Source organism: Paraburkholderia strydomiana (assembly GCF_031456815.1).
GTDB lineage: Bacteria > Pseudomonadota > Gammaproteobacteria > Burkholderiales > Burkholderiaceae > Paraburkholderia > Paraburkholderia caledonica.
This window is the reverse complement of the sequence record NZ_JAVDVL010000006.1, coordinates 388,010-411,246: the sequence shown is the minus strand read 5'-3', so window position 1 is coordinate 411,246 and position 23,237 is coordinate 388,010. Positions and strand designations below refer to the sequence as shown.

The following is a 23,237-nucleotide window of genomic DNA, read 5'->3' as shown; positions in this document are numbered from 1 at the left end:
GCGCATCGTTTCAGCCCGCGTCCACCACGAACCCATGCTGTCGCAAAAGCTGCAGAACGCCTTTGCGGCCACCCAGATGCAACGCGCCGATCGCCACGAACACCGGTTTGTTCGGCGCGGCGATCTGCAGCATGCGCGAGACGAAGCGCCGGTTGCGCGCGTACACAATCCTGTCGTCTATCGAGTTGGACACCTGCTTGTCGCGCGCCAGCTTTTCGGTTTTCGCGGCCTCCCAGGCGGCGATTGCATCTGCATCGCCAACACGCCACAGGCGGTGCAAGGTCCGCACGTCCTCGACGTTTTGCGCGGGCGTCTGCACCAGATCCTGCGTGAGCATCTCGCGTTGCTGGGCGAGCGTGAGTCCGGTGAAGGCGCGCATCTGCTGCGGCAGGGTTTCAAGGCCGATGATCTTGCCACGTGTGCGCAGATATACGTTCTGCAACTGCGCTTCAGTGCCGTACTCGGTCTGCAAGCCGGCGCTGAGCGAGTCGTAGGTTTCGACCAGCAGCGAGGCGAGCCACGGGCGCATCTTTTTGATTTCATCCAACGCCGCAGGATTGCCGCGCAGACGAAACGCGAGCTTGCGCCACAGCGGCTCCGGCAAGAGGCCGGGAAGGCAGTCGCGGCGGCATACGCCGTACTTGGAAACATCGTCTTGCGAAACGAGTAGCTCGTCCGGCGAAAGTTCGAGCGCAAGCGTTGGCGAAGCAGCCAACGCGCCCATGATCGGCGGACGAAACGGCTGAGCCGGCGGGTAATCGGCGGGATCGCCCACGTGCAGTGTGCCCAGAACGTAGATGGTGGTAGCACCGCGAGTCGCGACGTAGAACGGCATACGCGCCGGTTGCAGGCGCACGGGTCCGCTCGCAGTCGTACCGGGTGTGGCAGGTGGCGGGTTGAAACCCGGCAGCGCGGCGCGTGGCTCCGAAGGCGCGTGCGGCACCGGCAACGCGGGACGCACACCTTGCGTGGTTGAATTGACGCCAGCCGTGGGTGTATTGGCCGCGGCGCCGGCAGCATGCGCGCGGCCGATCGGTGCCACGGAGAAATACAGAACGGAACAAACGCCGACGAGCGCGGCACCGGTCAGTGCACGCGCCCGCAAGCTTCGCATGAAGGCAGCGCGGCGGCCGCCTTCACGCGAGCGGCGCGCAAGACGACGCGCCGCCAGCGCATCAGGCATCCACGTCCCCCACCTCCTCGGCGCGGTGACACGACACCTGACGGCCATCCACTTCACGCAGCTTCGGCTCTTCGCTGCGGCAACGGTCGATCACATAGGGGCAGCGCTGATGAAACGTGCAGCCCGAAGGCGGATTCAGCGGCGAAGGCATCTCACCTTGCAGCTTGATCTTGATCGTGCGATCCGCCTCGAAGATCGACGGCGTCGCCGACATCAACGCGCGCGTGTAGGGATGCCGTGGCTTCGAGAAAATCCGCTTCTTGTCGCCGAGTTCGGCCACGCCGCCGAAGTACATCACCATCACGTCGTCGGCAATATGCTCGACCACTGACAGATTGTGCGAGATGAACACATAGCTCGTCTTGAACTCCTGCTGCAGATCCATGAACAGGTTCAGAATCTGCGCCTGGATCGACACGTCGAGCGCCGACACGGGTTCGTCGGCGACAACGATCTGCGGGTCGAGAATCATCGCGCGAGCAATCGCCACGCGTTGACGTTGACCGCCCGAGAACATATGCGGATAGCGCTTCGCATGTTCCGGACGCAGGCCGACGGTACGCATCATTTGAGCGATGCGTTCCGCGCGTTGCGTTACGCTCAGTTGGGAGTTGATCGCGAGGGGTTCGCCGAGCGTCTGCTCCACGGTCTTGCGCGGGTTGAGCGACGCAAACGGGTTCTGAAACACCATCTGCACGCGCCGCCGCAGCGCCGCGATTTTCGCGTGATCCGCGCCAGCCACGTCTTCACCGTCGATCAGCAAACGGCCCGCACTGGGCGCTTCGATCATGGTCAGCTGGCGCGCGAGCGTCGACTTGCCGCAACCGGATTCGCCGACCACGGCGAGCGTCTTGCCGCGCTCGAGCGCGAACGACACGCCGTTGAGCGCCTTCACCGTCCCCGTTGCGAACATGCCGCGTTTGACCGTGTAATACCGCGCGAGCTTGTCGGCGACCAGCACGTGATCGCCCGCATGGTCCGACTGGCGCCGCGTTTCAGGTACTGCGTTCATCGTGCGCCTCCATGTGTGTGAACGTTCGCGTCGCCGCTCAGGTTCAAGGGTTTGATGCAGCGCACGCGCGCAACTTCGGCGTGACCTTGCATGGGCGCGAGCGCGGGGCGTCCCTTGTTGCAGTCGTCGATCATGTACTTGCAGCGCGGGGCAAACAGACACCCTTTCGGGCGATCGTCGCGTCCGGGCACCATGCCCGGCAAAGCGGCGAGTCGCACGGCACCCACGTTGTGCTCGGGAATCGCGGCCAGCAACGCTTCAGTGTACGGATGATGAGGCGCGGCGAAGATATCCGGCACCTTGTTCGTCTCGATCACTTCGCCAGCGTACATGACCGCGACGCGCTGCGCGACCTCGGACACCACCGCGAGATCGTGCGAAATCAGCACGAGCGCCATGCCGCGCTCTTTCTGCAAGCGCATCAGCAGTTCCATGATCTGCGCCTGGATCGTTACGTCGAGCGCGGTGGTCGGCTCGTCAGCGATCAACAGCTTTGGGTTGCAGGCGATGGCCATGGCGATCATCACGCGCTGGTTCATGCCGCCCGACATCTGATGCGGAAACGCGCCAATGCGGCTCTTCGCGTCCGGAATGCCGACCTGATCGAGCAGTTCGAGCGCGCGCTTGTCGAGCGCGGCGCCGCGCAGCCCTTCGTGCAGTTTCAGCACTTCCTTGATCTGATAGCCGACCGTGTAGCTCGGATTCAAACTCGTGAGCGCGTCCTGGAACACCATCGCGATATCTTTGCCGATGATCTTGCGGCGTTCCTTCGCCGATGCCTTCAGCAGATCGCGTCCGTTGAACGTGATTTCGTCCGCCGTGACCTTGCCGGGGGCGTCGATCAGTCCCATCAACGCCATCATCGTCACGCTCTTGCCCGAACCCGATTCGCCGACAACGCCGAGCACTTCGCCCGGCGCGACGTCCAGATTGATCCGGTCGACAGCAGGCAGTCCGTTGAAGTTGACCGCCAGATTGCGGATGGTCAGTAGATTGTCCATTTATGCCATCCGTTTCAGTTTGGGATCGAGTGCGTCGCGCAGCCCGTCGCCGAGCAGATTGATGGCGAGCACCGAGATCAGGATGGACAAACCAGGCATCGTGACGATCCACCATGCACTGTCGATGTAGTCACGCGCCGAGGCCAGCATCGCGCCCCACTCCGCCGACGGCGGTTGCACGCCGAGGCCGAGGAAGCCGAGCGCGGCCGCATCCAGAATCGCCGACGAAAAGCCGAGCGTTGCCTGCACGATCAGCGGCGCGGTGCAGTTGGGCAGCACTTGCGAGAACATCAGACGCAGCGTGCCGGCGCCGGCCACTCGCGAGGCCGTCACGTATTCCTTCTGCAACTCGCCTTGCGCCGAGGCGCGCGTCAAACGCACGTAGCCCGGCAACGCGACGATCGCGATGGCCAGCATCGTATTGACGAGGCCCGGACCGATGATCGCGACCACCGCCACCGCGAGCAGCAGCGACGGCAATGCGAGCAGCACGTCCATGATGCGCATGATCGGCGTATCGGCCCACTTCTCGAAGAATGCCGCGATGAGACCGAGCACGACGCCCGGAATCAGCGCGAGCACCACCGACACGAAGCCGATCCAGAACGACAGCCGCGCGCCGTACATCAGACGCGAAAGGATGTCGCGGCCCGCTTCATCGGTGCCGAGAACGAACCGCCAGTTGCCGCCTTCGAGCCATGCAGGCGGAATTTTCACGAAGTCGCGGTACTGTTCGATCGGGCTATGCGGCGCGATGAGCGGCGCGAAAATCGCCACGACGATAAGCAGCAGAACGACGATGCCGGCGCCAACCGCACCGCGATTGCGCGAGAAATTCGCCCAGAATTCGCGAGCGGCAATCGCGCGGCCGCTGGGCGGCGTCACTGCTGTGGGAACTGTATTTTGAATGTCTGCCATGCTTGATCACCTCGTATGGCGAATGCGCGGGTTGAGCACGCCGTACAACAGATCGACGACGAGGTTCACGAAGATCACCAGTGTGGCGATCATCAGGATGCCGCCCTGCACGACCGGATAATCCCGGCGGCCAATCGCATCGATCAGCCATTTGCCGATACCCGGCCACGAGAAGAGTGTCTCCGTCAGTACCGCGCCCGCAAGCAGCGTACCGACCTGCAAACCGATCACCGTCACCACCGGAATCAACGCATTGCGCAAGGCATGAACGACGATCACTCGCCCCGGCGACAAACCCTTCGCGCGCGCAGTGCGAATGTAGTCTTCCCGCAGCACTTCGAGCATCGACGAACGAGTCATGCGCGCGACGACCGCGAGCGGAATCGTTCCGAGCACGATGGCGGGAAGAATCAGATGGCTGAGTGCGGACTTGAACGCGCCTTCGTCGGTGGACATCATCGCGTCGATCAGCATGAAGCCGGTCACGTGCGGAATGTCGTATTCGACCGCGATGCGGCCCGACACCGGCGTCCAGCCAAGCTTGACCGAGAACACCATGATGAGGATCAAGCCCCACCAGAAGATCGGCATCGAATAGCCGGTCAGCGCGGTTCCCATCACGCCGTGATCGACCGCCGTGCCGCGCCGGAGCGCCGCGAACACGCCTGCCGGCAGGCCGACGATCAGCGCGAACAGCATCGCGCAAATCGACAGTTCGACGGTCGCGGGGAAGCGGGCGAGAAATTCGCCCATGACGCTCGTGTTGGTGATGATGGAAGTGCCGAGATCGCCGTGCAGCGCGCGGCCGATGTAGTGAACGTATTGCATCGGCAGAGGCTCGTCGAGCCCTAACCGGTGCATAGCCGCGGCATGCATCGCCGGATCGACGCCGCGCTCGCCCATCATCACTTCGATGGGGTCGCCCGGTATCAGGTGAATCAGCGCGAATGCAAGGATCGTGATGCCGATGAACGTCGGTATCACCATGCCGATGCGGCGCAAAACAAAGCGGAACATGGTTCGTCCCTATGGTCTTGATGAAGAAAAAACGCAACCGGCGACGAGGGCTTGTGACCCCGGTCGCCGGACCATTTCGACCAGTTTTCTAACCGTGCGAAAAGCGTACTGCGCGAATTTTACGGCTTGCCTGACTCAATATCGGGCGCCTTACTTGACGCTGACGCCGTCGAAGCGAGCGTAGCCGAGCGGCTCGATACGCATGTCGACCACCTTCTTGCTGACAGGCTGGTAGACCGTCGAGTGAGCGATCGGCGAGAACGGCAGTTGCTGCGCGAAGATCTGCTGCGCCTGCGTGTATGCCGTCGTGCGCGCGCCCTGGTCGGACGTCGAACGACCCTTCTGGATCAGATCGTCGAAAGGCTTGTAGCACCATTTCGAGAAGTTGTTGCCGTTCACCGCGTCGCAGCCAAGCAGCGTGCCGAGCCAGTTGTCCGGATCGCCATTGTCGCCCGTCCAGCCGATCAGCATCGTGTCGTCCTCACCAGCGTGGGCGCGCTTGATGTACTCGCCCCACTCGTACGTGACGATCTTCGCCTTGACGCCGATCTTGGCCCAGTCAGCCTGGATCATTTCCGCCATCAGACGTGCGTTCGGGTTATATGCGCGTTGCACCGGCATCGCCCACAGCGTGATGTCGAAGCCGTTCGGATAACCGGCCTTTGCGAGCAGCGCCTTGGCTTTATCCGCGTCGTACGATGCGCCCTTCAGGTTCTTGTCATAGGACCATTGGGTCGGCGGCATCGGGTTCGTGGCGGCCTGGCCTGCGCCCTGGTACACGGAGTCGATGATCGCCTTCTTGTTGATCGCCATGTCGAGCGCCTGACGCACTTCGACCTTGTCGACCGGCTTGTGCGTGACGTTGTACGCGAGGTAGCCCAGGTTGAAGCCAGGCTGCGACGGCATCGCGAGACTCGATTCGGCCTTCAGCGGTGCAATATCGGCCGGGCGCGGATAGCTCATCACCTGGCATTCGTCGCGCTTTAGTTTCTGCACGCGCACGCCTGCGTCCGGCGTGATCGAGAAGATCAGCTTCGAAATCTTGACCGCATTCGGCTTCCAGTAATCGGGATTGCCGTCGAAACGGATGGTCGCGTCTTTCGTATAGCTGCGGAAGATGAACGGACCCGTGCCGACCGGGAACTGGTTGATGTCGGCGGCTTTGCCGGCCTTCAGCAACTGGTCGCCATATTCAGCCGACAGAACCGACGCGTATTCCATGGCCAGGTTCTGGATGAACGGCGCGTTGACTTCCTTCAGCGTGAACTTGACCGTGTACGGATCGACCTTTTCGACCTTCGTGATCAGCTTGTCCAGACCCATGTCGGTGAAGTACGGGAACTGCACCGGGTAGGCCTTGTGGAACGGCTGGTTCGCGTCGAGCATGCGCTCGAAGGTGAAGATGACGTCATCCGCGTTGAATTCGCGCGTCGGCTTGAAGAACGACGTGGTCTGGAACTTCACGCCATGACGCAGATGGAACGTGTACGTCTTGCCGTCCGCGGAGACATCCCACTTTTCGGCGAGGCCCGGCTCGACCTTGGTGCCGCCACGCTCGAATTCGACGAGGCGGTTATAGACGGTGAACGTATTGGCCGTGAAATCGGTGCCCGTGGTGTATTGGGCCGGATCGAAACCCGCAGGGCTGCCTTCTGAGCAGTAAACGAGTGTCTTGTTCGGAATCTCGGCGCGCGCGCTTTGCGCACCCACCATCGATGCCGCTGCAGCTGCGACGAGCGTCGTAACACGCGCGGCGCGCAACAGGTTGTTTTGCTTCATGTTTCCTCCAGGTTCGGGGCTGGCTGACGCCAGCGTAGCGCGATATTACTGAGCTTTCCCCGGTGTCACAAGCAGAGGAAATTATCCGCCACGCCGCAGCCGGCGCGCCTGCGCGGATATTTCGAGACCTCTTTCGAATGACTTTCAGAGTAGGCCATCGCGGCGATTCTTGTGGAATCGTTTCGAGTTGTTATGACTGGAAATCTGGGAAAAGTGCTGGGAAGAGACAATTCGCCAGAGCCGCCGCGCATGAATCCGCACGGCGGCCTGGATAACAATCGGCGACAAAGGCCACCGACAACGACGAGTCAGCGGTTTAACCGCCCAGGCGCTCGCAGATCGCCGTGGTCGCCGCAGCGCCGTTGAGCGTATAGAAATGCAAACCCGGCACCTTCGCGCTGATCAGACGCCTGCACAGGTCCGTCACCACGTCGAGCCCGAATGCGCGAATCGACTCGCGGTCGTCCCCGAAGCTCTCCAGCCGGCGCGCGATCCAGCGCGGCACTTCGGCGCCGCACATCTCTGAAAAGCGCATGAGCTGCGAGAAGTTCGTGATCGGCATGATGCCCGGCACGATCGGCACGTCGACGCCGAGTTTCCGTGCGTCGTCGACAAAGCGGAAATACGCGTCCGCATTGAAGAAGTACTGCGTGATCGCCGAATTGGCGCCGGCCTTCACCTTGCGAGCGAAGTTTTCGAGATCGTGACGCGGCGAACGCGACTGCGGATGATATTCCGGGTAGCCTGCCACCTCGATCCAGAACCAGTCGCCGAACTCGGCGCGGATAAAGCTCACCAGTTCAGACGCATAACGCAACTCGCCGACTTCGCCCATGCCGGACGGCAAGTCGCCGCGCAGCGCGACGATATGGCGAATGCCATGTGCGCGGTACTCGTTGAGAATCGCGCGCAAGCTCTCTTTGGACGAGCCGATGCACGACAGATGCGGCGCCGCCTCGAGCCCTTCCTTCGCCATATCGACGACGGTATCGAGCGTGCCCTGTTGCGTCGAGCCGCCTGCGCCAAACGTGACGGACACGAACTTGGGCTTGAGTAAAGCGAGTTGCGCACGCGTTGCGCGCAGCTTGTCGACGCCTTCCTGCGTTTTCGGCGGGAAGAATTCGAATGAAAGTTCGATCGGGTTCATGGTTCAGTATGTCAACCGAGACTGCGGTTGCCGAAAATGAGCGCGGACAGCAGCCATGACACGATGCTATACAGAATCGAGCCGAAGAACGCCGACCAGAAACCCGACACTTCGAAGCCTTTCAGCAGCGACGCGCACAGCCAGAAGCACAGCGCATTGACCACCAGAATGAAGAGTCCGAGCGTGACAATCGTGACGGGCAGCGTCAACAGAATCAGCACCGGCCGCAGGACCGTGTTGATCAGTCCGAGCACTACCGCGACGATCAACGCGGTGCCGAAGCTGCGGATATGAATCGACGGAACGAGGTAGGTGATGATCAGTAGCGCCAGTGCATTGATCAGCCAGGTCAGCAGAACGGTCATGTAAAGCTCCTTGCAGGCAGGATGTCCGTTGAACGAAAAGGCAGGCATGGCGAGCAAAGCGGCGCCTAAGCGCCGCCCCGTCGTCACACCATCATGTTTTCAGGCTGCCCTCGGGCTTACGCGCGAGGGGCATACCGGAACGCGTACTTAGTAGCGGTAGTGGTTCGGCTTGAACGGACCGTTCTTGTCGACGCCAATGTAGCCCGCCTGCGCGTCCGACAACACGGTCAGGTTCGCACCGATGCGCGCCAGATGCAGACGCGCGACCTTCTCGTCCAGATGCTTCGGCAGCACGTACACGCGGTTCTCGTACTTCTTGCCTTGCGTGAACAGTTCGATCTGTGCGAGCGTCTGGTTCGTGAACGAGTTCGACATCACGAACGACGGGTGGCCCGTCGCGCAACCCAGATTCACGAGGCGGCCTTCAGCCAGCAGAATCACGCGCTTGCCGTCGGGGAAAATGATGTGGTCGACTTGCGGCTTGATGTTGTCCCACTGGTACTGACGCGTCGAGGCCACGTCGATTTCCGAATCGAAGTGACCGATGTTGCACACGATCGCGTTGTGACGCATCGCCTTCATGTGATCGTGGTTGATCACGTGGTAGTTGCCCGTTGCCGTGACGAAGATGTCGGCTTTGTCGGCCGCGTATTCCATCGTCACCACGCGGTAGCCTTCCATCGCCGCTTGCAGTGCGCAGATCGGATCGATTTCGGTGACCCACACGGTTGCGCCGAGACCGCGCAGCGATTGCGCGCAGCCCTTGCCCACGTCGCCGTAACCCGCCACCACGGCGATCTTGCCCGCGATCATCACGTCGGTCGCGCGCTTGATGCCGTCGACGAGCGACTCGCGGCAGCCATACAGATTGTCGAACTTCGACTTGGTGACCGAGTCGTTGACGTTAATCGCCGGGAACGGCAGGCGGCCTTCTTTTTCCATTTGATACAGACGATGCACGCCGGTCGTGGTCTCTTCCGTCACGCCCTGGATGTGAGCGAGACGCGTGGAATACCACGTCGGGTCGGCGTCCAGATGGCGCTCGATCGACTTGTACAGCGCGACTTCTTCCTCGTTGGTCGGCTTGGCGATCACCGAGCGGTCTTTCTCGGCCTTCGAGCCGAGGATCAGCAGCAACGTCGCGTCGCCGCCGTCGTCGAGAATCATGTTCGCGAACTCGCCGTTCGGCCATTCGAAAATGCGGTGCGAGAACTCCCAGTATTCGTCGAGCGACTCGCCCTTGAACGCGAACACCGGCGTGCCGGCCTTGGCGATTGCCGCAGCGGCGTGATCCTGCGTCGAGAAGATATTGCACGATGCCCAGCGCACGTCCGCGCCGAGCGCGGTCAGCGTTTCGATCAGCACGCCGGTCTGGATAGTCATGTGCAACGAACCTGCGATTCGCGCGCCCTTCAGCGGCTGCTGCGCCTTGTATTCGTCACGCGTTTGCATGAGACCGGGCATTTCCGTCTCTGCAATGGTGAGTTCCTTGCGGCCCCAGTCGGCAAGCGACATGTCGGCAACAATGTAATCTTGGGAATCGATAACTGCGGCGTTCATCACGCCCTCCTTTCTAAGAAATTGACTAGAAATTTGACGTGAGCGCGGTTCGATGCGGTGGACAGGAAAGCGCAATGCGCATCCGTTCCTTCCGATTGAAGCCTTCGAGCCTGGCGGGCGGCCGGCGAATATATGCTGATTCGCGGTACCCGTCGCAACGCTCCTCGAAGACGAACGGCGATTGTAGCAAATCGAGATGGCTTCGGGGCGTGAGGATCGGTTTGGGGTGGGCTTTTGGGGGTGGGCTTATTGGGGTGGCGTTGCGGCGGCGTTGTGTTGCGGTCGTCTTTTGCGGCGGCGTCAGGCGACCGGCTTTTTGCGCCGGGTTACACAGCGGCCGCGCCGCCTACCGCATGCGCGCCGGCTTCGGCGGTCATCTGCGCGCCGTGCAACTGGACGATCCCCGCTCGCGCTCTGTCGAGAAACTGCCGGGAAAAGCGGAAAGCGTCGGCGACGTCGGCGGGATCGGGCGTCAGCCAGCCGAACGCAATGCGGAAGTAGCGCTCAGCGTGGATGCCCGGGTGGTAATGCATGCGCACGCGCTTCGCGTCCGCGAGCCGCGGATTGCCGAAAATTTCGCGGAGCGCCCACGAAAACGCGCCGTCCTCGCCGCCGATACGGCGAAACGCGTCATCCATAGGAAAGCCGCCGAGCGCTGCGAATGCCGCCCGACGCACGATGAGACTGCTCGGCACCGTATTGCTAAGCGTCGCCGCATGCTGCGCGAAGTCCTGGTGACCGGTGATTTCGCGAGGAAAACCAACGTACTCGACGTCGAGGCGCACGGACACCTGTTTCGGGTTCTGCGCGAGGAACGCGTTTGCGGCAGCCAATGCGCCGGGCAGGTATTCGTCGTCGGCATCGAGAAAGGCAAGCAGATCATGCGACGCATGCAGCGCGCCCCAATTGCGCGTCTTTGCTGCGCCGCCGTTGCAGGGCATGCGCAGCAGCGCGACGCGCGAGTCGGCCCGCGCGTACCGAAGGACGAGTTCGGCGGACGAATCGGTGGAGGCGTCGTCCACGACGATGATCTGCGCCGCCTCCGGCTGCAGCCGGCAGCTTTCGAGAGCCCGGGCAAGCGTCGAGGCGCCGTTGTAGCAGGGAATAACGACCGAAATGGGGTGAGCGGATGTCATGGGCAGAAGTTGTCGCAGGCGGCCGGCGCGGCAAAAACCGGCGATGGTAGCGCGGGCACCGGAACGCCCGTCTCGAAATCGCGCGGGCTTCATGCGCGCTGTCCGCAAGCGACCTTCATCAACCTCGCCGCTATAAATTTGATGACTTACAATCTCCGGATTCATTCCAATATGGAATCCGGAGCCTGATCGTGGAACTGCGTGCGCTGCGCTATTTCGTCGAAGTCGTTCGTCAGCAGAGCTTCACTGTCGGCGCCGAGCAGATGTTCGTCACCCAACCGACCATCAGCAAGATGGTGAAATCGCTCGAAGACGAGATCGGCTCCCCGCTGTTGCTGCGTGACGGCCGCCAGATGGTGCTCACCGACGCCGGCCGCATCGTCTATCAACGCGGCCAGGAGGTGCTCGCCGCGCACGCGCAGCTGCAAGCCGAACTCAACGATCTCGGCACGCTCGGTCACGGCGAACTCACCATTGGTATTCCGCCGATGGGCGGTTCGCTCTTCACGCCCGCTATCGCCACGTTCCGCCAGCGCTACCCGAAAATCGAACTGAAGCTTTTCGAGCAGGGCTCCCGCGCGATCGAGACCGCGCTGATCAACGGAGAGCTGGAACTCGGGGGCGTTCTGCAGCCGGTGGACCCGGACAATATCGACGTATTGCCGATCACGCGCCAGTTGCTCTGGCTCGTCGCGCGCTCCGGCTCCCGGTGGGACGAGCTTCGCGTAGTGCCGCTCGCCCAACTCGCGGACGAACCGTTCGTGTTCTACGGCGAAAGCCTCGCGCTCAACGACGTAGTCCTCGGCGCCTGCCGCAGCGCGGGATTCGCGCCGACTATCGTCGGGCGCAGCGGACATTGGGATTTCATGGCGGCGCTCGTGCTGGCCGGCGTCGGCATTGCGCTGCTGCCTGCGCCCTATTGCCGGCGACTGGATGCCACGCAGTTCACTTGCCGGCCGGTTGCCGAGCCGGAAATTCCATGGGAAATGGCGATTGGCTGGCGCCGCAATGGGTATCTGTCGCATGCCGCGCGCGCGTGGCTGGACGTGGCGCGCGAGACGCTACCCGGCCGGGCCGGCGACGATCTGATGCTCGGTCTGACCGGCATTGCCGCGCCGCTTCAAACGCCGCGTTCCGAATGACGACGCGCCGCCCGGCGGGTCGCGGGGGGCGTGTCGCTAACGTACTTGCAAGCGGCGCCTAACTCATTGCTGTGCAGCGAACTCGATGCGGCGATTGGCAAAGCGTCCGCTGGCGGTGTCGTTGGGTTGAAGCGGGTGCGCCTGGCCGTAGCCTTGAGCACTCAGCGAATCTGCCGGAGCGCCGGTTTTGACAAGGTACGTACGAACCGCCTCGGCGCGCTGCTTCGACAGTTGCAGATTGGCCTGTTCGCCGCCCACGTTGTCGGAGTATCCCGCCACTTCGAGCTTCGCCGCCCGGCCGTTGCGCGCACACGCGTTCAGCACGCGCGCGGACTGGTTCAAGTCTTCCGCTGCCGACGTGGGCACATGCGCGCTCGCGCTCGTGAAATTGATCACTTGCAGGTTCAGCACCTTGGCCACATCGGCTGCGGCGCAGGTAGCACCGGGCGCGAGCAGCGCCTTGATTGCACTGCGAAAGTTCGCCGTTGCCTGCTGGATCGCGTTGTCTGCGTCGAACGTGCCGATCTCGTAGGGAGCACCGAACAGCGATTTCAGCGTGTTCAGCCAGCCGAGCTTCGCATTGGCGGCGGCGCCGCTCAGTTCGAGATGCGTGCCGTCCAGTCTCAGTTCCGCTCCCGGCACGCTCATCAGCGGCATCAGGCCATCGAGGCGCGGGAGCCAGCTAGCGGGCTTCGTCGCCGGATCGACGGCGATGTTTGCGGCGTAGTTGTACTGGCCGAGGCGCTTCGTCAGTTCATCCACGAGTTGGGTTTTCTCTGCTTCGCTGCCGACCGTCGCCGTGAGCGTCGGCTTGCCGCTTTCGCCGACCGCGAAAGCAAGCTGGCTGTCTTTCGTCGGCGGGACGGCCACGCCCGGCTGCCGCGCGGCGCTAGTTGCGCTGGCGGCGCTAGTCGCGCTCGCGGCGCTTGCGCCGCCCACTGGAACTGAAGCGGTACCCGCAGCCGAGGCAGAAACCCCAGCCATAGAACTCGCGGCATCGAGCGTTTCAATTGCACCTGCTGCATTAGACGCCGCGGCATCGCTCGACGCAGCCACCGCAGCAAGCTCACCTGACGCCGCAACCGGCGCCGAAGCCGACTGCGCGTCGGCAGACCGTTCTGCGCCCGAAACCGCCGACCCGCCGCTCCACTGTCCGCGCGGGAAGCCGCCCGGAAACAGATAGACGAGCGCCATTGCGGCGGCAATGATCGCCAGCAGCGGCCACCACAGCCACGCATGCGAGCGGCGTTTTTCGCCGACCACCGCGTCCGCTGGGACCTGAACCGCGGCAGTGACTTCCGGTGCGGGCTTTGCCGCTGGCGTGGGCTGCTCGATATGCGCCGACACGGCCTTGAGTTGAGCGAGCACGCTGCCGGCGAAAGCGCCGACGCTGCCCAAGCCGAGCGCGGCAAGCAGGCGATCGTTCAGATACGGTGCGATGAGCGGCATCTGATGGCTCAGCAGCACGGGCAACTGACCGACATTGCCCTGGCTCTTAAGCAAGTGCTGCTTCAGCACGCCCAACATCGTTGCGCCGACGATTCCCGTAATGGCATGCGTCGCGTGCGCCGGCACGCCGGTTTGTGCTGCGACTTCGTCGCTGAGCGACTCGGCACGGCGGTCTAGCGATCGTTCGAGCAAACCGCGCCCCGCGCTTTCGAGTTCACTGACGCCGCCCGTACTCCCCGTCAGATGCGGCAACTGTTCGGCGATTCTCGCGTTCACGTCGGGCGAGACGACGGTGGCGAACAGCGAGCGCGCGCCTTCGAGCGTCGCAGCCCTCTGCATCAGACCGGCGAGCAGCGCGGGCGCGGCCGTGCTCATCACCGAACGCGCCGCCTCAGGAGGCAATCCGATGCGCGCTCCAAGCTGCCCGACTACCTCGTCCGTCAACGCCGACTGAATCGCGTGAATCAAGTTGATGCTCATGCCTTCGCTTCCTTGAGTTTCCGGACTCGCCACCTGACGCGCCCGTTTTTGCGCGGCGATTATAGGCAGCGGGAAATCTCATAAACGGAATGGCACAATTTATGACGATTTAGACGACGTTTGGCCGACTTATCTCCTATTTGACATCGAGATGCTGGTTGTTCGACTTCGGCGGCACAACGCGCGAAGCCGGTTTCATGCCGCGTTGCCCGCAGGCGCCATGGCGGGCGCCTGAACTGTCACCGTGTGCGGCTTTCGACGGCTTGCCGCGATCAACTCCGCCGCGCGTTCGCCGATCATTACCGTGGGCGCATTCGTATTGCCGCCGATCAGCGTTGGCATCACCGATGCATCGACGATCCGCAGCCCGGTGACCCCTCGCACGCGCAATTGCGGATCGACTACGGAGGCCGCGTCGCCGCCCATCCGGCAGGTGGCGACCGGGTGATAGATCGTGTCCGCATGGCGTGCGATGGCCTCGCGCAATTGCGCGTCGGTCTGCCCCGGCCGCGTGTAAAGCTCGCGACCGCCATGCAGCGCGAGCGACGGCGCATCGAGAATGCGCCGCGCCATCTGCACGCCTTCCACGAGCAGGTCGAGATCGCGTGAATCGCTGAAAAAACGCGGATCGATCACGGGCGCCGTGCGCGCATCCGCGCTTCCGAGCGTCACGGTGCCCCGGCTGAACGGCCGCAGCACGCATACATGCAGCGAATAGCCGTGTCCCCAATGCATATGACGGTTGTGATCGTCGACGAGCGCCGCGCAGAAATGCAGTTGCAGGTCAGGCCGTTCGAGCGTCGGCTTGCCCTTTAGAAAACCGCCCGCCTCCGCGACATTGCTCGACAGCATGCCTCGTCCATGCCGGATGAAGGTGGCGAACTGCGGCACCATTCGCGCGATGCCGCGCACCGAAAAGCCCGTCGGCTCGATCGACGACACGCGTTTGTTGATGGTGAAGTCGACGTGATCAATCAGGTTCTGTCCGACTTCCGGCGCATCGTGCAACACCTTGATGCCATGCGCCTGTAGATGCGCGGCCGGCCCGACGCCCGAGCACATCAACAGTTGCGGCGAATTGAAGGCGCCCGCCGCGACGACGACTTCCGCACGCGCTTTGAGCATTTCCCGGCGACCGCCGCGCACGACTTCGACGCCGCAGGCGCGCTTCTGCTCGAACACGACGCGCAGCACCGTGGCATCCGCGATGGCATGCAGATTGGCACGCTCGCGGTCGTAGACATACGCGCGCGCCACGCTGCAACGGCGCCCGTCGCGCTGCGTGACCTGATAGAAGCCGATTCCTTCCTGGTCCGGGCCGTTGAAGTCGTCGTTGGGTTTGTAGCCGGCTTCTATCGCGGCCTGTACGAACCGCCTGGAAAACGGATTGCGGTAGCGCAGATCCGACACGGTGAGTGGGCCGCTGTCGCCGTGCCACGCGTCGGCGCCGCGTTCGTTGCCCTCGGCGCGGCGGAAATACGGCAGCACGTCGTCCCAGGACCAGCCGTCGCAGCCCAACTCCGCCCATTCGTCGTAATCGAGCGGATGACCGCGCGTGTAGATCATCGCGTTGATCGCACTCGATCCGCCGAAGCCGCGCCCGCGCGGCTGATAGCCCTGGCGTCCGGCGAGACCCGGCTGCGGCGTGGTCAGATAGCCGTAGTTCGTTTTGAGCTTGTTCGGCACGACCGCCGCGACGCCGACCGGCATATTGACCAGCAGGTTGCGGTTCGTGTGCGGCCCCGCTTCAACGAGGGCAATCGTCGCGTCGGGACAGTCGTCCGCAAGACGGCTCGCGAGTGCGCAACCGCCCGATCCGGCGCCTACGATGATGTAGTCGTATTCCATCGCTCCTCCTGATCGCCCGCGTTGCTCGCGGACCCTGTCTCGTGCACACTTGTCTACGTGTGTTTCACCGGCATTGTAGGGAGCGTTGTGTGGCCGCGGCGGCTTCGCGTCAGAGCGATTACTCTAAACACAGGCGGCGCCGCGACCCTATGATGGAAGTCCCACACGCGCCCGCCGGACGGTCGCGCGGGGCATTCAAACAACGTCCGCTGACGTCGCGCTGTTCCCGCGCGGCAGACACGCAGCGGTCAAACGTCGCAGCGCCGATTTACGCCGCAGACCCGTCCGCGAAGGCGGCGACGAGTCGCGAAGAGCGAGGTCAAAAACGTGCCACGAATGAGCCGTCGGTGAGTCGTCAATCAGCCGCGGACGACCCTTAAGCAGAACGCGGACGAGCGACGCAAAGACCACCGACCACGCGATGACCCGGCACACGGCCACACCGCCGTCGAACTCACGGCGAACGGAGACAGCAGATGCAACGCCATAGCTTCGGCCAGACCCACGAGGTCACCAACCAGGTCCCGCCGCTCGCGGACTACAACCTGTTTTCTAGCGACGCGGCGCTGTCGGCCGCGCTCGAACGCGACGGCGCCGCGTGGCATCGCGATGCATTGCTGCGTCACGGCGCGGCGCTCACCACGCCCGAGACGCTCGCGCTCGCCGAACTCGCCAACCGCCACACGCCCGAGCTTTCCACGCACAGCCCGACGGGCGAGCGGATCGACGCGCTTGAGTTTCATCCCGCGTGGCATGAGCTGCTATCGCTGCTGCGTCGCGAGGGGCTGCACGCGTTGCCTTTTTCCGATCCGCAGCCCGGCGCGATGGCCGCGCGTTGTGCCGGATATTTTCTGCATGCGCAGATCGAATCAGGGTCTCTTTGCCCGTTGACCATGACGTTCGCCAGCATTCCGGTATTGCAGCGCGAACCGCAATTGTTCGAGACCCTTCGCGACAAACTCTACGCACGCGAGCACGATCCACGCGACTTGCCGCTCACGCAAAAAATCTCCGCGATGATCGGCATGGGCATGACCGAAAAGCAAGGCGGCTCGGACGTGCGCAGCAATCAGACGCAAGCGCGTGCGATCGCCGCCGGTGGCCGCGGCGGCGCCTACGAACTCGTGGGACACAAGTGGTTCTTCTCCGCGCCGCAATGCGACGCACATCTCGTACTCGCGCGCACGCACGATCACGCCGGTCTTTCGTGCTTCTTCGTGCCGCGCTTCGCGCCGGACGGCAGCAAGAACGCGGTGCAGATCCAGCGTCTGAAAGACAAGCTCGGCAACCGCTCGAACGCCAGCAGCGAAGTCGAATTTCTCGATGCGTTCGGCATCATGATCGGCGACGAAGGACGCGGCGTGCCGACCATCATCGAAATGGCGAATTACACGCGGCTCGATTGCGTGATCGGCAGCGCAGCGCTGATGCGCGCGGCGCTCGTGCAGGCCATTCATCATGCGCGCCATCGCAGTGCGTTTGGCCGCAACCTCGTCGATCAGCCGTTGATGCGCAACGTGCTCGCCGACCTAAGCCTCGAATCAGAAGCGGCGACCGTGCTGTTCATGCGGCTCGCCCACGCGTTCGAGCAATCCGCGGATGCAGATTCGGCAACGTCTGCCGCGAACCCAGCGGAAGCCTCCGCCGAGCGTGCGTGGCGGCGCATCGTGACGCCCGCGGCAAAGTACTGGGTCTGCAAGCGCACGCTCGAATTCACCGGCGAGGCAATGGAAGTGTGGGGCGGCAACGGCTATGTCGAAACCGGTCCGATGGCGCGCTTTTATCGGGAAGCGCCCGTCAATTCTATCTGGGAAGGCTCAGGCAACGTGATGTGCCTCGACGTGCTACGCGCCATGGAGCGCGAGCCTGATGCGGCGCAAGCGCTCTTCGCGCAATGGCAAGCGGATGCAGCCGCGCATCCGGCGTTAGGTGCCGCGCTCGGCAAGCTCGCCGCGACGCTCAATGGTCCTGCCGAAGATCGCGAAGCGTCCGCGCGGCGCATCGCGCAACAGATCGTGTTGATCGCGCAGGCCACGTTGCTCATCAAGTATGCGCCCGCTGCTGTCGCCGAGGCTTTCATTGCCACGCGTCTCGGCAGCGGCTGCGGCGAAAGCGGCCGGGTCTACGGCACGCTGCCCGCCACGTTCGATCATGCGGCGATCGTCGAGCGGGCTTTTCCAAGCTGATGCCTGGAAGCCGCAGACGAACCGCAGCAGACAGCAGGCAACGACACCGATAGGCGCGGCGCGACCGCGCATCTTTGATCAGGGAGTGGTGAACAATGAAAAACGATCTGCCCGAGGTCGCCGCGCTGGAGGCGTTGCTTCACGATCAGCGTCACGCCTGGTTGCGCGCGCCGTATCCCTCATGGGAGACGCGCGCGGCGCATTTGAAAGCGCTACGCAAAGTCCTGCTCGACAACCGCGACGCGCTCGCCGATGCGATGAATGCCGACTTCGGCAATCGCGCGAAACAGGAAGTGCTGCTCGCGGAATTTCTGCTGGTTAAGGAGGAAATCGACGCCGCGCTGCGGCACGGCAAGCGGTGGATGAAGCCGCAGCGCCGCAGCACCAACAAATGGTTGCTGCCGGCCCGCGCGAAAGTGGTGCCGCAGCCGCTCGGCGTGGTCGGCATTATCGTGCCGTGGAATTATCCGGTGCTGCTCGCCGCTGGACCGCTCATCAGCGCGCTGACTGCCGGCAATCGCGCGATCGTCAAGATGTCCGAGTTGACCCCGCGCACGTCGGCGTTGTTCGAGCAGCTGATCGGCCAGACTTTTGCCCGCGATCACGTTGCTGTAGTGAACGGCGACGCGGCACTCGCCGCCGCATTCAGCGCGCAGCCCTTCGATCATCTCCTCTTCACCGGCTCGACGAAAATCGGCCACGAAGTGATGCGCGCCGCCGCCGAGCATTTGACGCCGGTTACGCTGGAACTCGGCGGCAAGTCACCGGCAATAATCGGCGAGCATGCGCGGTTCGACAATGCCGTGGACAACCTCGTCACCGGCAAGACGCTCAATGCCGGGCAAACCTGTATCGCGCCGGATTACGTGCTGGTGCCGCGCGGCAAGGAGCAGGCGTTCGTCGAGCGGGCGCGCAAGCGGATGGCGAAGATGTATCCCGGCTTCGCGCAAAACCCGGACTACACGTCGATCATTTCGCCGCGCCACTTCGCGCGCCTCCAGCGTCTCGCCGACGAAGCGCAGGCCGCGGGCGCGCAACTGCATCCGCTGACCGACAGCGCGCCCGACGCGGCGAGCCGCCGCTTTCCGCCTATCGCCGTCACTAACGCGCCGCAGGATTGCGAACTGATGCAGGAGGAAATCTTCGGCCCGCTGCTACCTGTCGTGCCGTACGACACGCTCGACGATGCGATCGCGTGGATCAACGCCCGGCCACGCCCGCTTGCGCTTTACCTGTATGCGGACGACGCAGCCACCATCGAACGGGTCACGCACGAAACCATTGCCGGCGGCATGGCGGTCAACGAAACGCTGATGCATCTGGCGTGCGAAAGCCTGCCGTTCGGCGGTGTCGGAGCAAGTGGAATGGGCGCATATCACGGCTACGAAGGCTTCGTGACTTTCTCGAAGATGAAGCCCGTACTGACGCAGGCACGACTGAACGCGCGTGCATGGATTGCGCCGCCGTATGGCAGGCGCGTGAACGCGCTGCTGAAACTGATGATGCGGTTTTGAGCGACGCCAACTGTGTGGCTTCGCCGTAGGGTGCCTAGCGCGCGCCTGTTGCGCCTTCGATATCGACCGCGACCACGTCGGTGACATCGTCAGCGCCGGTGCGCGCGCCGCCCGGCGCTGGCTGCGCCGGCTCGCTTTCCAGCCGATGCAGCCACGCGAGCAGTTCCGCCACCGCCTGATAGAGCTGTGGCGGAATGCGCGCGTCGAGGTCCACCTGCATCAGCAGTGAGACCATTTCGGGCGCTTCGTGCACATAAAGCCCGGCTTCCTTGGCGCGCTGCACGATCATCTCGGCGAGCATGCCGTAGCCCTTGGCGATCACGCGTGGCGCCGGATCGCCGCCTTGTGCGTCGTAGACAAGCGCAGCCGCGCTGCGACGATGTTTGCGGCTCATCACATGTCCCAGTCGAAATCGTCGAGCGGCGCGGTCGCGGCGTTCGACGCGTGCGGTGCGCGACGGCTTTTCCCGGCGGCACTTGCCGGCGCTCCCGATGCGGCAGATGCCGCAGACGCCGTGGCGTCCGTCCGATTCGCCGCCGAGGCCGACCGCGCATACGCGGACGCCGCTGCCTGAGCCGCAGCCGCGGCGCCCGCTGCAGCCGCGCCGGTGGCGGGCGCGCCGCCGCCGATCTCGCGAATCGTCAAACCGTTCAGTTGAATACCCGCCGCCGCGAGCCGCTGACGAAAACTTTCGCCCTGCATCGCGAGACGCGCCGCGCCGCCGGGACTCGCCTGTACACGCGCGACGAGGCGCATGCCGGTCAACGTCAATTCGGCGTCGACGGTGCCGAGTGTCGGCAGCGACAGCGTCAGGCGCGTGCGCCACGGCTGATCGTCCTCGCTATCCGCGCCGCCGCCGCTGCGGTCCCACTCGTCGCCTTCCTGCTCGACAGTCCAGTCCAGCTTCGCGCCGGGCCATGCTTCGCCGGTCCAGCGGAACTGGCCGGTTGCGAGCAGATCCAGTTGCTGGCGCACGAGCGGCACCGTTGCGGGATGGACCGCGGCGGCCTGCGGATTCTGCTGCGAGCCTGCGTCAGCCGCTGGCGAGGCAGCGTTATGCAGGCCTGCATGGGACGTCTGGCCGTTCAGGTCGGATAGGGAACTTGCCAGCACTTCACCGGCGACGAAGCGCGCGGCCTGCACGGTGTCGATCGACGGCATCGGGCGGCCGGCGGTGCTGGCTGCATTCGGGTTCGCGGCATTCGGGTTGCCGGCGTCGGCCGCGCCGCCTGATGTGTGCGGCGTCGCGCCCATGCCTTGCCTCGCGGCAGCTTGCGCCGACGGGGCGTCGCCCCCGTCGCTTGCCCAGTTCAACGGCAATTGCGCGGCGGCGGCGACGAGCTTGTTCTGTGCTTCGCCCGCGAGTGTCTCCGGCGAGCGCTGGCCGCTCAGCCATTGCGCGAGGTGTGCTTCGTAGAAAAGACCGCTGTCGCCGACCGTGTGTGCGAGCGCGGCCGCAAGCGCCGCCACCGGCACCTGGGTCGCCGCGACATTGGCCGTAGCCGCGGAAGCCGCGGCGTTGGAAGCGGTATTGGAAGGAGCAGGCGCGTCGAAGAGCGGCAAAGCGCCCACCTCGACGTCGAGTGCGGGAGCGGCGGGCCAGATCGGTAACTGCCCGACGATCGCGGGCGTCGCCTCGCCGCCGGAGCGCACGATCGCGTTGAGCGTCAGTGCGACGGCGGACAGCGCGGTCTGCGCGGAAGGCTGCGGCGCAGAAGGAGCGGCCGGAGCCGGCGTTGCCGGCGCGGTCTCGACGTCGGCCGCGCCCGTCTGGGCGGTGGCCGCGCTGCCGGGGGCAATGTTCAGCAGGCTGTCGACGCGGGTCGCGAGGAGCGATGCGACGGCCGTGTCGATTCCGTTCATGCCGATTCCTTGATCACATTGGCGTCAACGCGCTCAATTCACACAATCAGACGCCTTGCGGCCACCCTCAGCGCGCTCCGTACAGCTCCTTGAGCACCCGGGACGGCCGGCCGCCGAACAACGCCGACAATTTGGCGAGGCTCGGATTGGCCAGGTCGCGGATCGCGGCGTCGTCGGCGAGGATCTGCCGGATCAGCGCGTACTTGCGCAGGCGTTCCGTCTCGTCGAGTTTGACGCCCGTCTCCGCCTCTTTCAGCGCGTCGACGAGCAGCCGGTATTCATCCTGCAAGTGGACCAGATCGTTCCACAGGGCGCGTCGGGCAGCCATCAGCATGCGGCAGGACAACGCTGCGATGGCCTCGTAGCGGGCAAAGTATTCTGCGTTCGATGTCATCTCATGCTTTCCGCGACCGGCTGGGCAGCCATCCGCGCTATCTCCGGGGCAATCCCGATCCATGCCTCTTCGAGCGTGGCCAGCAGGCCATCGACTTCGACCAGCATTGCCTCGCTTTCTTTTATGTTGGCTTCGAGCAGCCGGCGCGACATATAGCTATATAGCGCGTTCAGCCGCTGTGCAATCTCACCGCCCACCTCAAGGTTGAGCGACTGTTGCAGCCCGCTTTCGACGATCTGAATCGCCTTGCCGATCGCCTCTCCACGACCGGGTACATTGGCCTGCTGCAAATGCATCCGCGCTTGCGCGATTGCCTGCCGGGCCCCCTGATACAACATCACGATCAGACGATGCGGACTCGCGCCCATCACCCCTGTCTCGACGCCCACGCGTGCATACGCATTGGCTCCAGAGTGTCCTGGGGAAAACATCGGCGCTCCTCCTCAAATGCAACTACGGTTGGTCGTGGCGGCCCATCGCGATGCGTAAGCGCACCCCGATTCATGCCTGTATCTGGTTATCGGATACGCAGCGAGAAAGCTTTAGGCCGGTGTAAGGAGGATTAAGGGCTGCAGGTTGCGCACGCCCCCAGGGGCGGCGCGGCGCGTGTCACGCGGGCAGTTGCGGCCGGGCGGGCGGAACATTCTTGCCGCCGTGGCCGCAGCCTCGATCAGACCTGCATCTGCATGATGTCGTTATAGGCGGACACCAGCTTGTTGCGGACCTGCAGGCCGAACTGGAAGCCGACGTTCGCCTTCTGCATGTCGACCATCACGTCATTCAGCGAAACGTTCGACGCGCCAAGCTCGAACGCCTGCGATTCGCCGACCGCCTTGGTCTGATCGCCGCTGATCTTGTCCAACGAAGCCTTCAGTGCCGACGCAAAACCGCCGGTGGTAGCCGCACCGGACTCACCTGCGGCCGAAGCGCCGGCAGCGGCGGTGCTGCCGCCGGCGGCCTGCGCAGCCATCGACTGCAATTGTTGCAGCGCCGACGAAAGCGCGTTCACGGGCAAAGTCATGTTCTCTCCAGGAATGACGAGCGGCACGACCAAACCGTACCGATCTGGACGAAAGCATAGCAGCGGGCTCTCCTGGAAAGCCCCGAAACTAGGGGGGAAACCCGGCTCTATTCAAGCAATCGGGCGCGCCTGCCGTGCGGATAATTTCAGTCGTGAAAGTATCTGTCCATACTCCCGCCGAGCCTCGGTGCGGTTGAGCGGCAGAACGCAAAAGGCTTCCCG

Annotated in this window: 20 protein-coding genes and 1 riboswitch; of the genes, 3 read left to right on the top strand and 17 right to left on the bottom strand. The window is 63.8% G+C overall.

The genetic code is table 11. The annotated features are described in order from the left end of the window. Window positions 1-10 precede the first annotated feature (10 nt). The 10 genes from J2W46_RS19135 to J2W46_RS19090 form a co-directional block, all read right to left on the bottom strand. Window positions 11-1,183, bottom strand: a complete 1,173-nt coding sequence (locus J2W46_RS19135; protein ID WP_310355490.1) for a TraB/GumN family protein — start codon at window positions 1,181-1,183, stop codon at window positions 11-13. Next, the gene (locus J2W46_RS19130) at window positions 1,176-2,195 is read right to left on the bottom strand and encodes a peptide ABC transporter ATP-binding protein (protein WP_288828530.1); all 1,020 of its coding nucleotides are present in this window, start codon (window positions 2,193-2,195) and stop codon (window positions 1,176-1,178) included. The genes J2W46_RS19135 and J2W46_RS19130 overlap by 8 nt, the downstream gene beginning before the upstream one ends. Continuing rightward, complete coding sequence (locus J2W46_RS19125; RefSeq protein ID WP_087752460.1) at window positions 2,192-3,196, bottom strand: ABC transporter ATP-binding protein; 1,005 nt, start codon at window positions 3,194-3,196, stop codon at window positions 2,192-2,194. Before J2W46_RS19125 ends, J2W46_RS19130 begins: the two co-directional genes overlap by 4 nt. Continuing rightward, the gene (locus J2W46_RS19120; protein WP_020070785.1) at window positions 3,197-4,114 is read right to left on the bottom strand and encodes an ABC transporter permease subunit; all 918 of its coding nucleotides are present in this window, start codon (window positions 4,112-4,114) and stop codon (window positions 3,197-3,199) included. A gap of 6 nt (window positions 4,115-4,120) precedes the next feature. Further along, window positions 4,121-5,131: an ABC transporter permease subunit gene (locus tag J2W46_RS19115; protein ID WP_006052552.1), complete on the bottom strand. Its 1,011-nt coding sequence runs from the start codon at window positions 5,129-5,131 to the stop codon at window positions 4,121-4,123. A gap of 150 nt (window positions 5,132-5,281) precedes the next feature. Beyond that, window positions 5,282-6,910, bottom strand: coding sequence for an ABC transporter substrate-binding protein (locus tag J2W46_RS19110; RefSeq protein ID WP_087752462.1), 1,629 nt, complete (start codon window positions 6,908-6,910; stop codon window positions 5,282-5,284). Between the two features lie 316 nt (window positions 6,911-7,226). Further along, window positions 7,227-8,057, bottom strand: coding sequence for a methylenetetrahydrofolate reductase [NAD(P)H] (metF, locus tag J2W46_RS19105; protein ID WP_027777004.1), 831 nt, complete (start codon window positions 8,055-8,057; stop codon window positions 7,227-7,229). Between the two features lie 11 nt (window positions 8,058-8,068). After that, complete coding sequence (locus J2W46_RS19100) at window positions 8,069-8,422, bottom strand: phage holin family protein (protein WP_006052549.1); 354 nt, start codon at window positions 8,420-8,422, stop codon at window positions 8,069-8,071. A gap of 147 nt (window positions 8,423-8,569) precedes the next feature. After that, entirely contained in the window at window positions 8,570-9,982 is a 1,413-nt protein-coding gene (ahcY, locus tag J2W46_RS19095; protein WP_310355488.1) for an adenosylhomocysteinase, read from the bottom strand. Between the two features lie 33 nt (window positions 9,983-10,015). After that, window positions 10,016-10,154: riboswitch (S-adenosyl-L-homocysteine riboswitch) on the bottom strand. 154 nt (window positions 10,155-10,308) lie between these two features. Continuing rightward, window positions 10,309-11,118: a glycosyltransferase family 2 protein gene (locus tag J2W46_RS19090; protein WP_310355487.1), complete on the bottom strand. Its 810-nt coding sequence runs from the start codon at window positions 11,116-11,118 to the stop codon at window positions 10,309-10,311. A 191-nt stretch (window positions 11,119-11,309) separates the two neighbouring features. Here J2W46_RS19090 and J2W46_RS19085 point away from each other — a divergent pair, with 191 nt between their 5' ends. After that, the gene (locus J2W46_RS19085) at window positions 11,310-12,260 is read left to right on the top strand and encodes a LysR family transcriptional regulator (RefSeq protein WP_310355485.1); all 951 of its coding nucleotides are present in this window, start codon (window positions 11,310-11,312) and stop codon (window positions 12,258-12,260) included. Between the two features lie 63 nt (window positions 12,261-12,323). Here J2W46_RS19085 and J2W46_RS19080 read toward each other — a convergent pair whose 3' ends face one another. Together J2W46_RS19080 and J2W46_RS19075 are read right to left on the bottom strand one after the other, a co-directional pair. Next, complete coding sequence (locus J2W46_RS19080; RefSeq protein ID WP_310355483.1) at window positions 12,324-14,189, bottom strand: OmpA family protein; 1,866 nt, start codon at window positions 14,187-14,189, stop codon at window positions 12,324-12,326. A 195-nt stretch (window positions 14,190-14,384) separates the two neighbouring features. Then, complete coding sequence (locus J2W46_RS19075) at window positions 14,385-16,037, bottom strand: GMC family oxidoreductase (RefSeq protein ID WP_310355482.1); 1,653 nt, start codon at window positions 16,035-16,037, stop codon at window positions 14,385-14,387. Window positions 16,038-16,513: 476 nt separating this feature from the next. Here J2W46_RS19075 and J2W46_RS19070 point away from each other — a divergent pair, with 476 nt between their 5' ends. Both J2W46_RS19070 and J2W46_RS19065 read left to right on the top strand, forming a co-directional pair. Continuing rightward, a complete protein-coding gene (locus J2W46_RS19070; protein ID WP_310355481.1) occupies window positions 16,514-18,223 on the top strand; it encodes an isovaleryl-CoA dehydrogenase in 1,710 nt (569 codons plus the stop codon). A gap of 95 nt (window positions 18,224-18,318) precedes the next feature. Next, entirely contained in the window at window positions 18,319-19,737 is a 1,419-nt protein-coding gene (locus tag J2W46_RS19065; RefSeq protein WP_310355480.1) for a coniferyl aldehyde dehydrogenase, read from the top strand. Window positions 19,738-19,771: 34 nt separating this feature from the next. On the opposite strand, the gene J2W46_RS19060 is transcribed toward J2W46_RS19065, so the two are convergent. The 5 genes from J2W46_RS19060 to fliE form a co-directional block, all read right to left on the bottom strand. Beyond that, window positions 19,772-20,131 carry an EscU/YscU/HrcU family type III secretion system export apparatus switch protein gene (locus J2W46_RS19060; protein WP_204522539.1) on the bottom strand — a complete coding sequence of 120 codons (360 nt, stop codon included), beginning with the start codon at window positions 20,129-20,131 and terminating at the stop codon, window positions 19,772-19,774. Beyond that, window positions 20,131-21,600 carry a flagellar hook-length control protein FliK gene (gene fliK, locus J2W46_RS19055; protein WP_310355478.1) on the bottom strand — a complete coding sequence of 490 codons (1,470 nt, stop codon included), beginning with the start codon at window positions 21,598-21,600 and terminating at the stop codon, window positions 20,131-20,133. The genes J2W46_RS19060 and fliK overlap by 1 nt, the downstream gene beginning before the upstream one ends. 67 nt (window positions 21,601-21,667) lie before the next feature. Beyond that, a complete protein-coding gene (locus J2W46_RS19050; RefSeq protein ID WP_013589910.1) occupies window positions 21,668-21,994 on the bottom strand; it encodes a flagellar protein FliT in 327 nt (108 codons plus the stop codon). Further along, a complete protein-coding gene (gene fliS / locus J2W46_RS19045) occupies window positions 21,991-22,425 on the bottom strand; it encodes a flagellar export chaperone FliS (RefSeq protein ID WP_027805060.1) in 435 nt (144 codons plus the stop codon). The genes J2W46_RS19050 and fliS overlap by 4 nt, the downstream gene beginning before the upstream one ends. A gap of 239 nt (window positions 22,426-22,664) precedes the next feature. Beyond that, window positions 22,665-23,015: a flagellar hook-basal body complex protein FliE gene (gene fliE / locus J2W46_RS19040; protein WP_087752472.1), complete on the bottom strand. Its 351-nt coding sequence runs from the start codon at window positions 23,013-23,015 to the stop codon at window positions 22,665-22,667. Window positions 23,016-23,237: the final 222 nt, after the last annotated feature.

Bases quoted from the DNA above. Each gene is read 5' to 3' on its own strand.
- J2W46_RS19065 (WP_310355480.1), top strand. From the start codon at position 18,319: ATGAAAAACGATCTGCCCGAGGTCGCCGCGCTGGAGGCGTTGCTTCAC.
- metF (WP_027777004.1), bottom strand. From the start codon at position 8,057: ATGAACCCGATCGAACTTTCATTCGAATTCTTCCCGCCGAAAACGCAG.
- J2W46_RS19075 (WP_310355482.1), bottom strand. From the start codon at position 16,037: ATGGAATACGACTACATCATCGTAGGCGCCGGATCGGGCGGTTGCGCA.
- ahcY (WP_310355488.1), bottom strand. From the start codon at position 9,982: ATGAACGCCGCAGTTATCGATTCCCAAGATTACATTGTTGCCGACATG.
- J2W46_RS19050 (WP_013589910.1), bottom strand. From the start codon at position 21,994: ATGACATCGAACGCAGAATACTTTGCCCGCTACGAGGCCATCGCAGCG.
- fliE (WP_087752472.1), bottom strand. From the start codon at position 23,015: ATGACTTTGCCCGTGAACGCGCTTTCGTCGGCGCTGCAACAATTGCAG.
- J2W46_RS19130 (WP_288828530.1), bottom strand. From the start codon at position 2,195: ATGAACGCAGTACCTGAAACGCGGCGCCAGTCGGACCATGCGGGCGAT.
- J2W46_RS19110 (WP_087752462.1), bottom strand. From the start codon at position 6,910: ATGAAGCAAAACAACCTGTTGCGCGCCGCGCGTGTTACGACGCTCGTC.
- J2W46_RS19070 (WP_310355481.1), top strand. From the start codon at position 16,514: ATGCAACGCCATAGCTTCGGCCAGACCCACGAGGTCACCAACCAGGTC.
- J2W46_RS19135 (WP_310355490.1), bottom strand. From the start codon at position 1,183: ATGCCTGATGCGCTGGCGGCGCGTCGTCTTGCGCGCCGCTCGCGTGAA.
- J2W46_RS19120 (WP_020070785.1), bottom strand. From the start codon at position 4,114: ATGGCAGACATTCAAAATACAGTTCCCACAGCAGTGACGCCGCCCAGC.
- J2W46_RS19115 (WP_006052552.1), bottom strand. From the start codon at position 5,131: ATGTTCCGCTTTGTTTTGCGCCGCATCGGCATGGTGATACCGACGTTC.
- J2W46_RS19090 (WP_310355487.1), bottom strand. From the start codon at position 11,118: ATGACATCCGCTCACCCCATTTCGGTCGTTATTCCCTGCTACAACGGC.
- J2W46_RS19125 (WP_087752460.1), bottom strand. From the start codon at position 3,196: ATGGACAATCTACTGACCATCCGCAATCTGGCGGTCAACTTCAACGGA.
- J2W46_RS19080 (WP_310355483.1), bottom strand. From the start codon at position 14,189: ATGAGCATCAACTTGATTCACGCGATTCAGTCGGCGTTGACGGACGAG.
- fliS (WP_027805060.1), bottom strand. From the start codon at position 22,425: ATGTTTTCCCCAGGACACTCTGGAGCCAATGCGTATGCACGCGTGGGC.
- J2W46_RS19060 (WP_204522539.1), bottom strand. From the start codon at position 20,131: ATGAGCCGCAAACATCGTCGCAGCGCGGCTGCGCTTGTCTACGACGCA.
- fliK (WP_310355478.1), bottom strand. From the start codon at position 21,600: ATGAACGGAATCGACACGGCCGTCGCATCGCTCCTCGCGACCCGCGTC.
- J2W46_RS19100 (WP_006052549.1), bottom strand. From the start codon at position 8,422: ATGACCGTTCTGCTGACCTGGCTGATCAATGCACTGGCGCTACTGATC.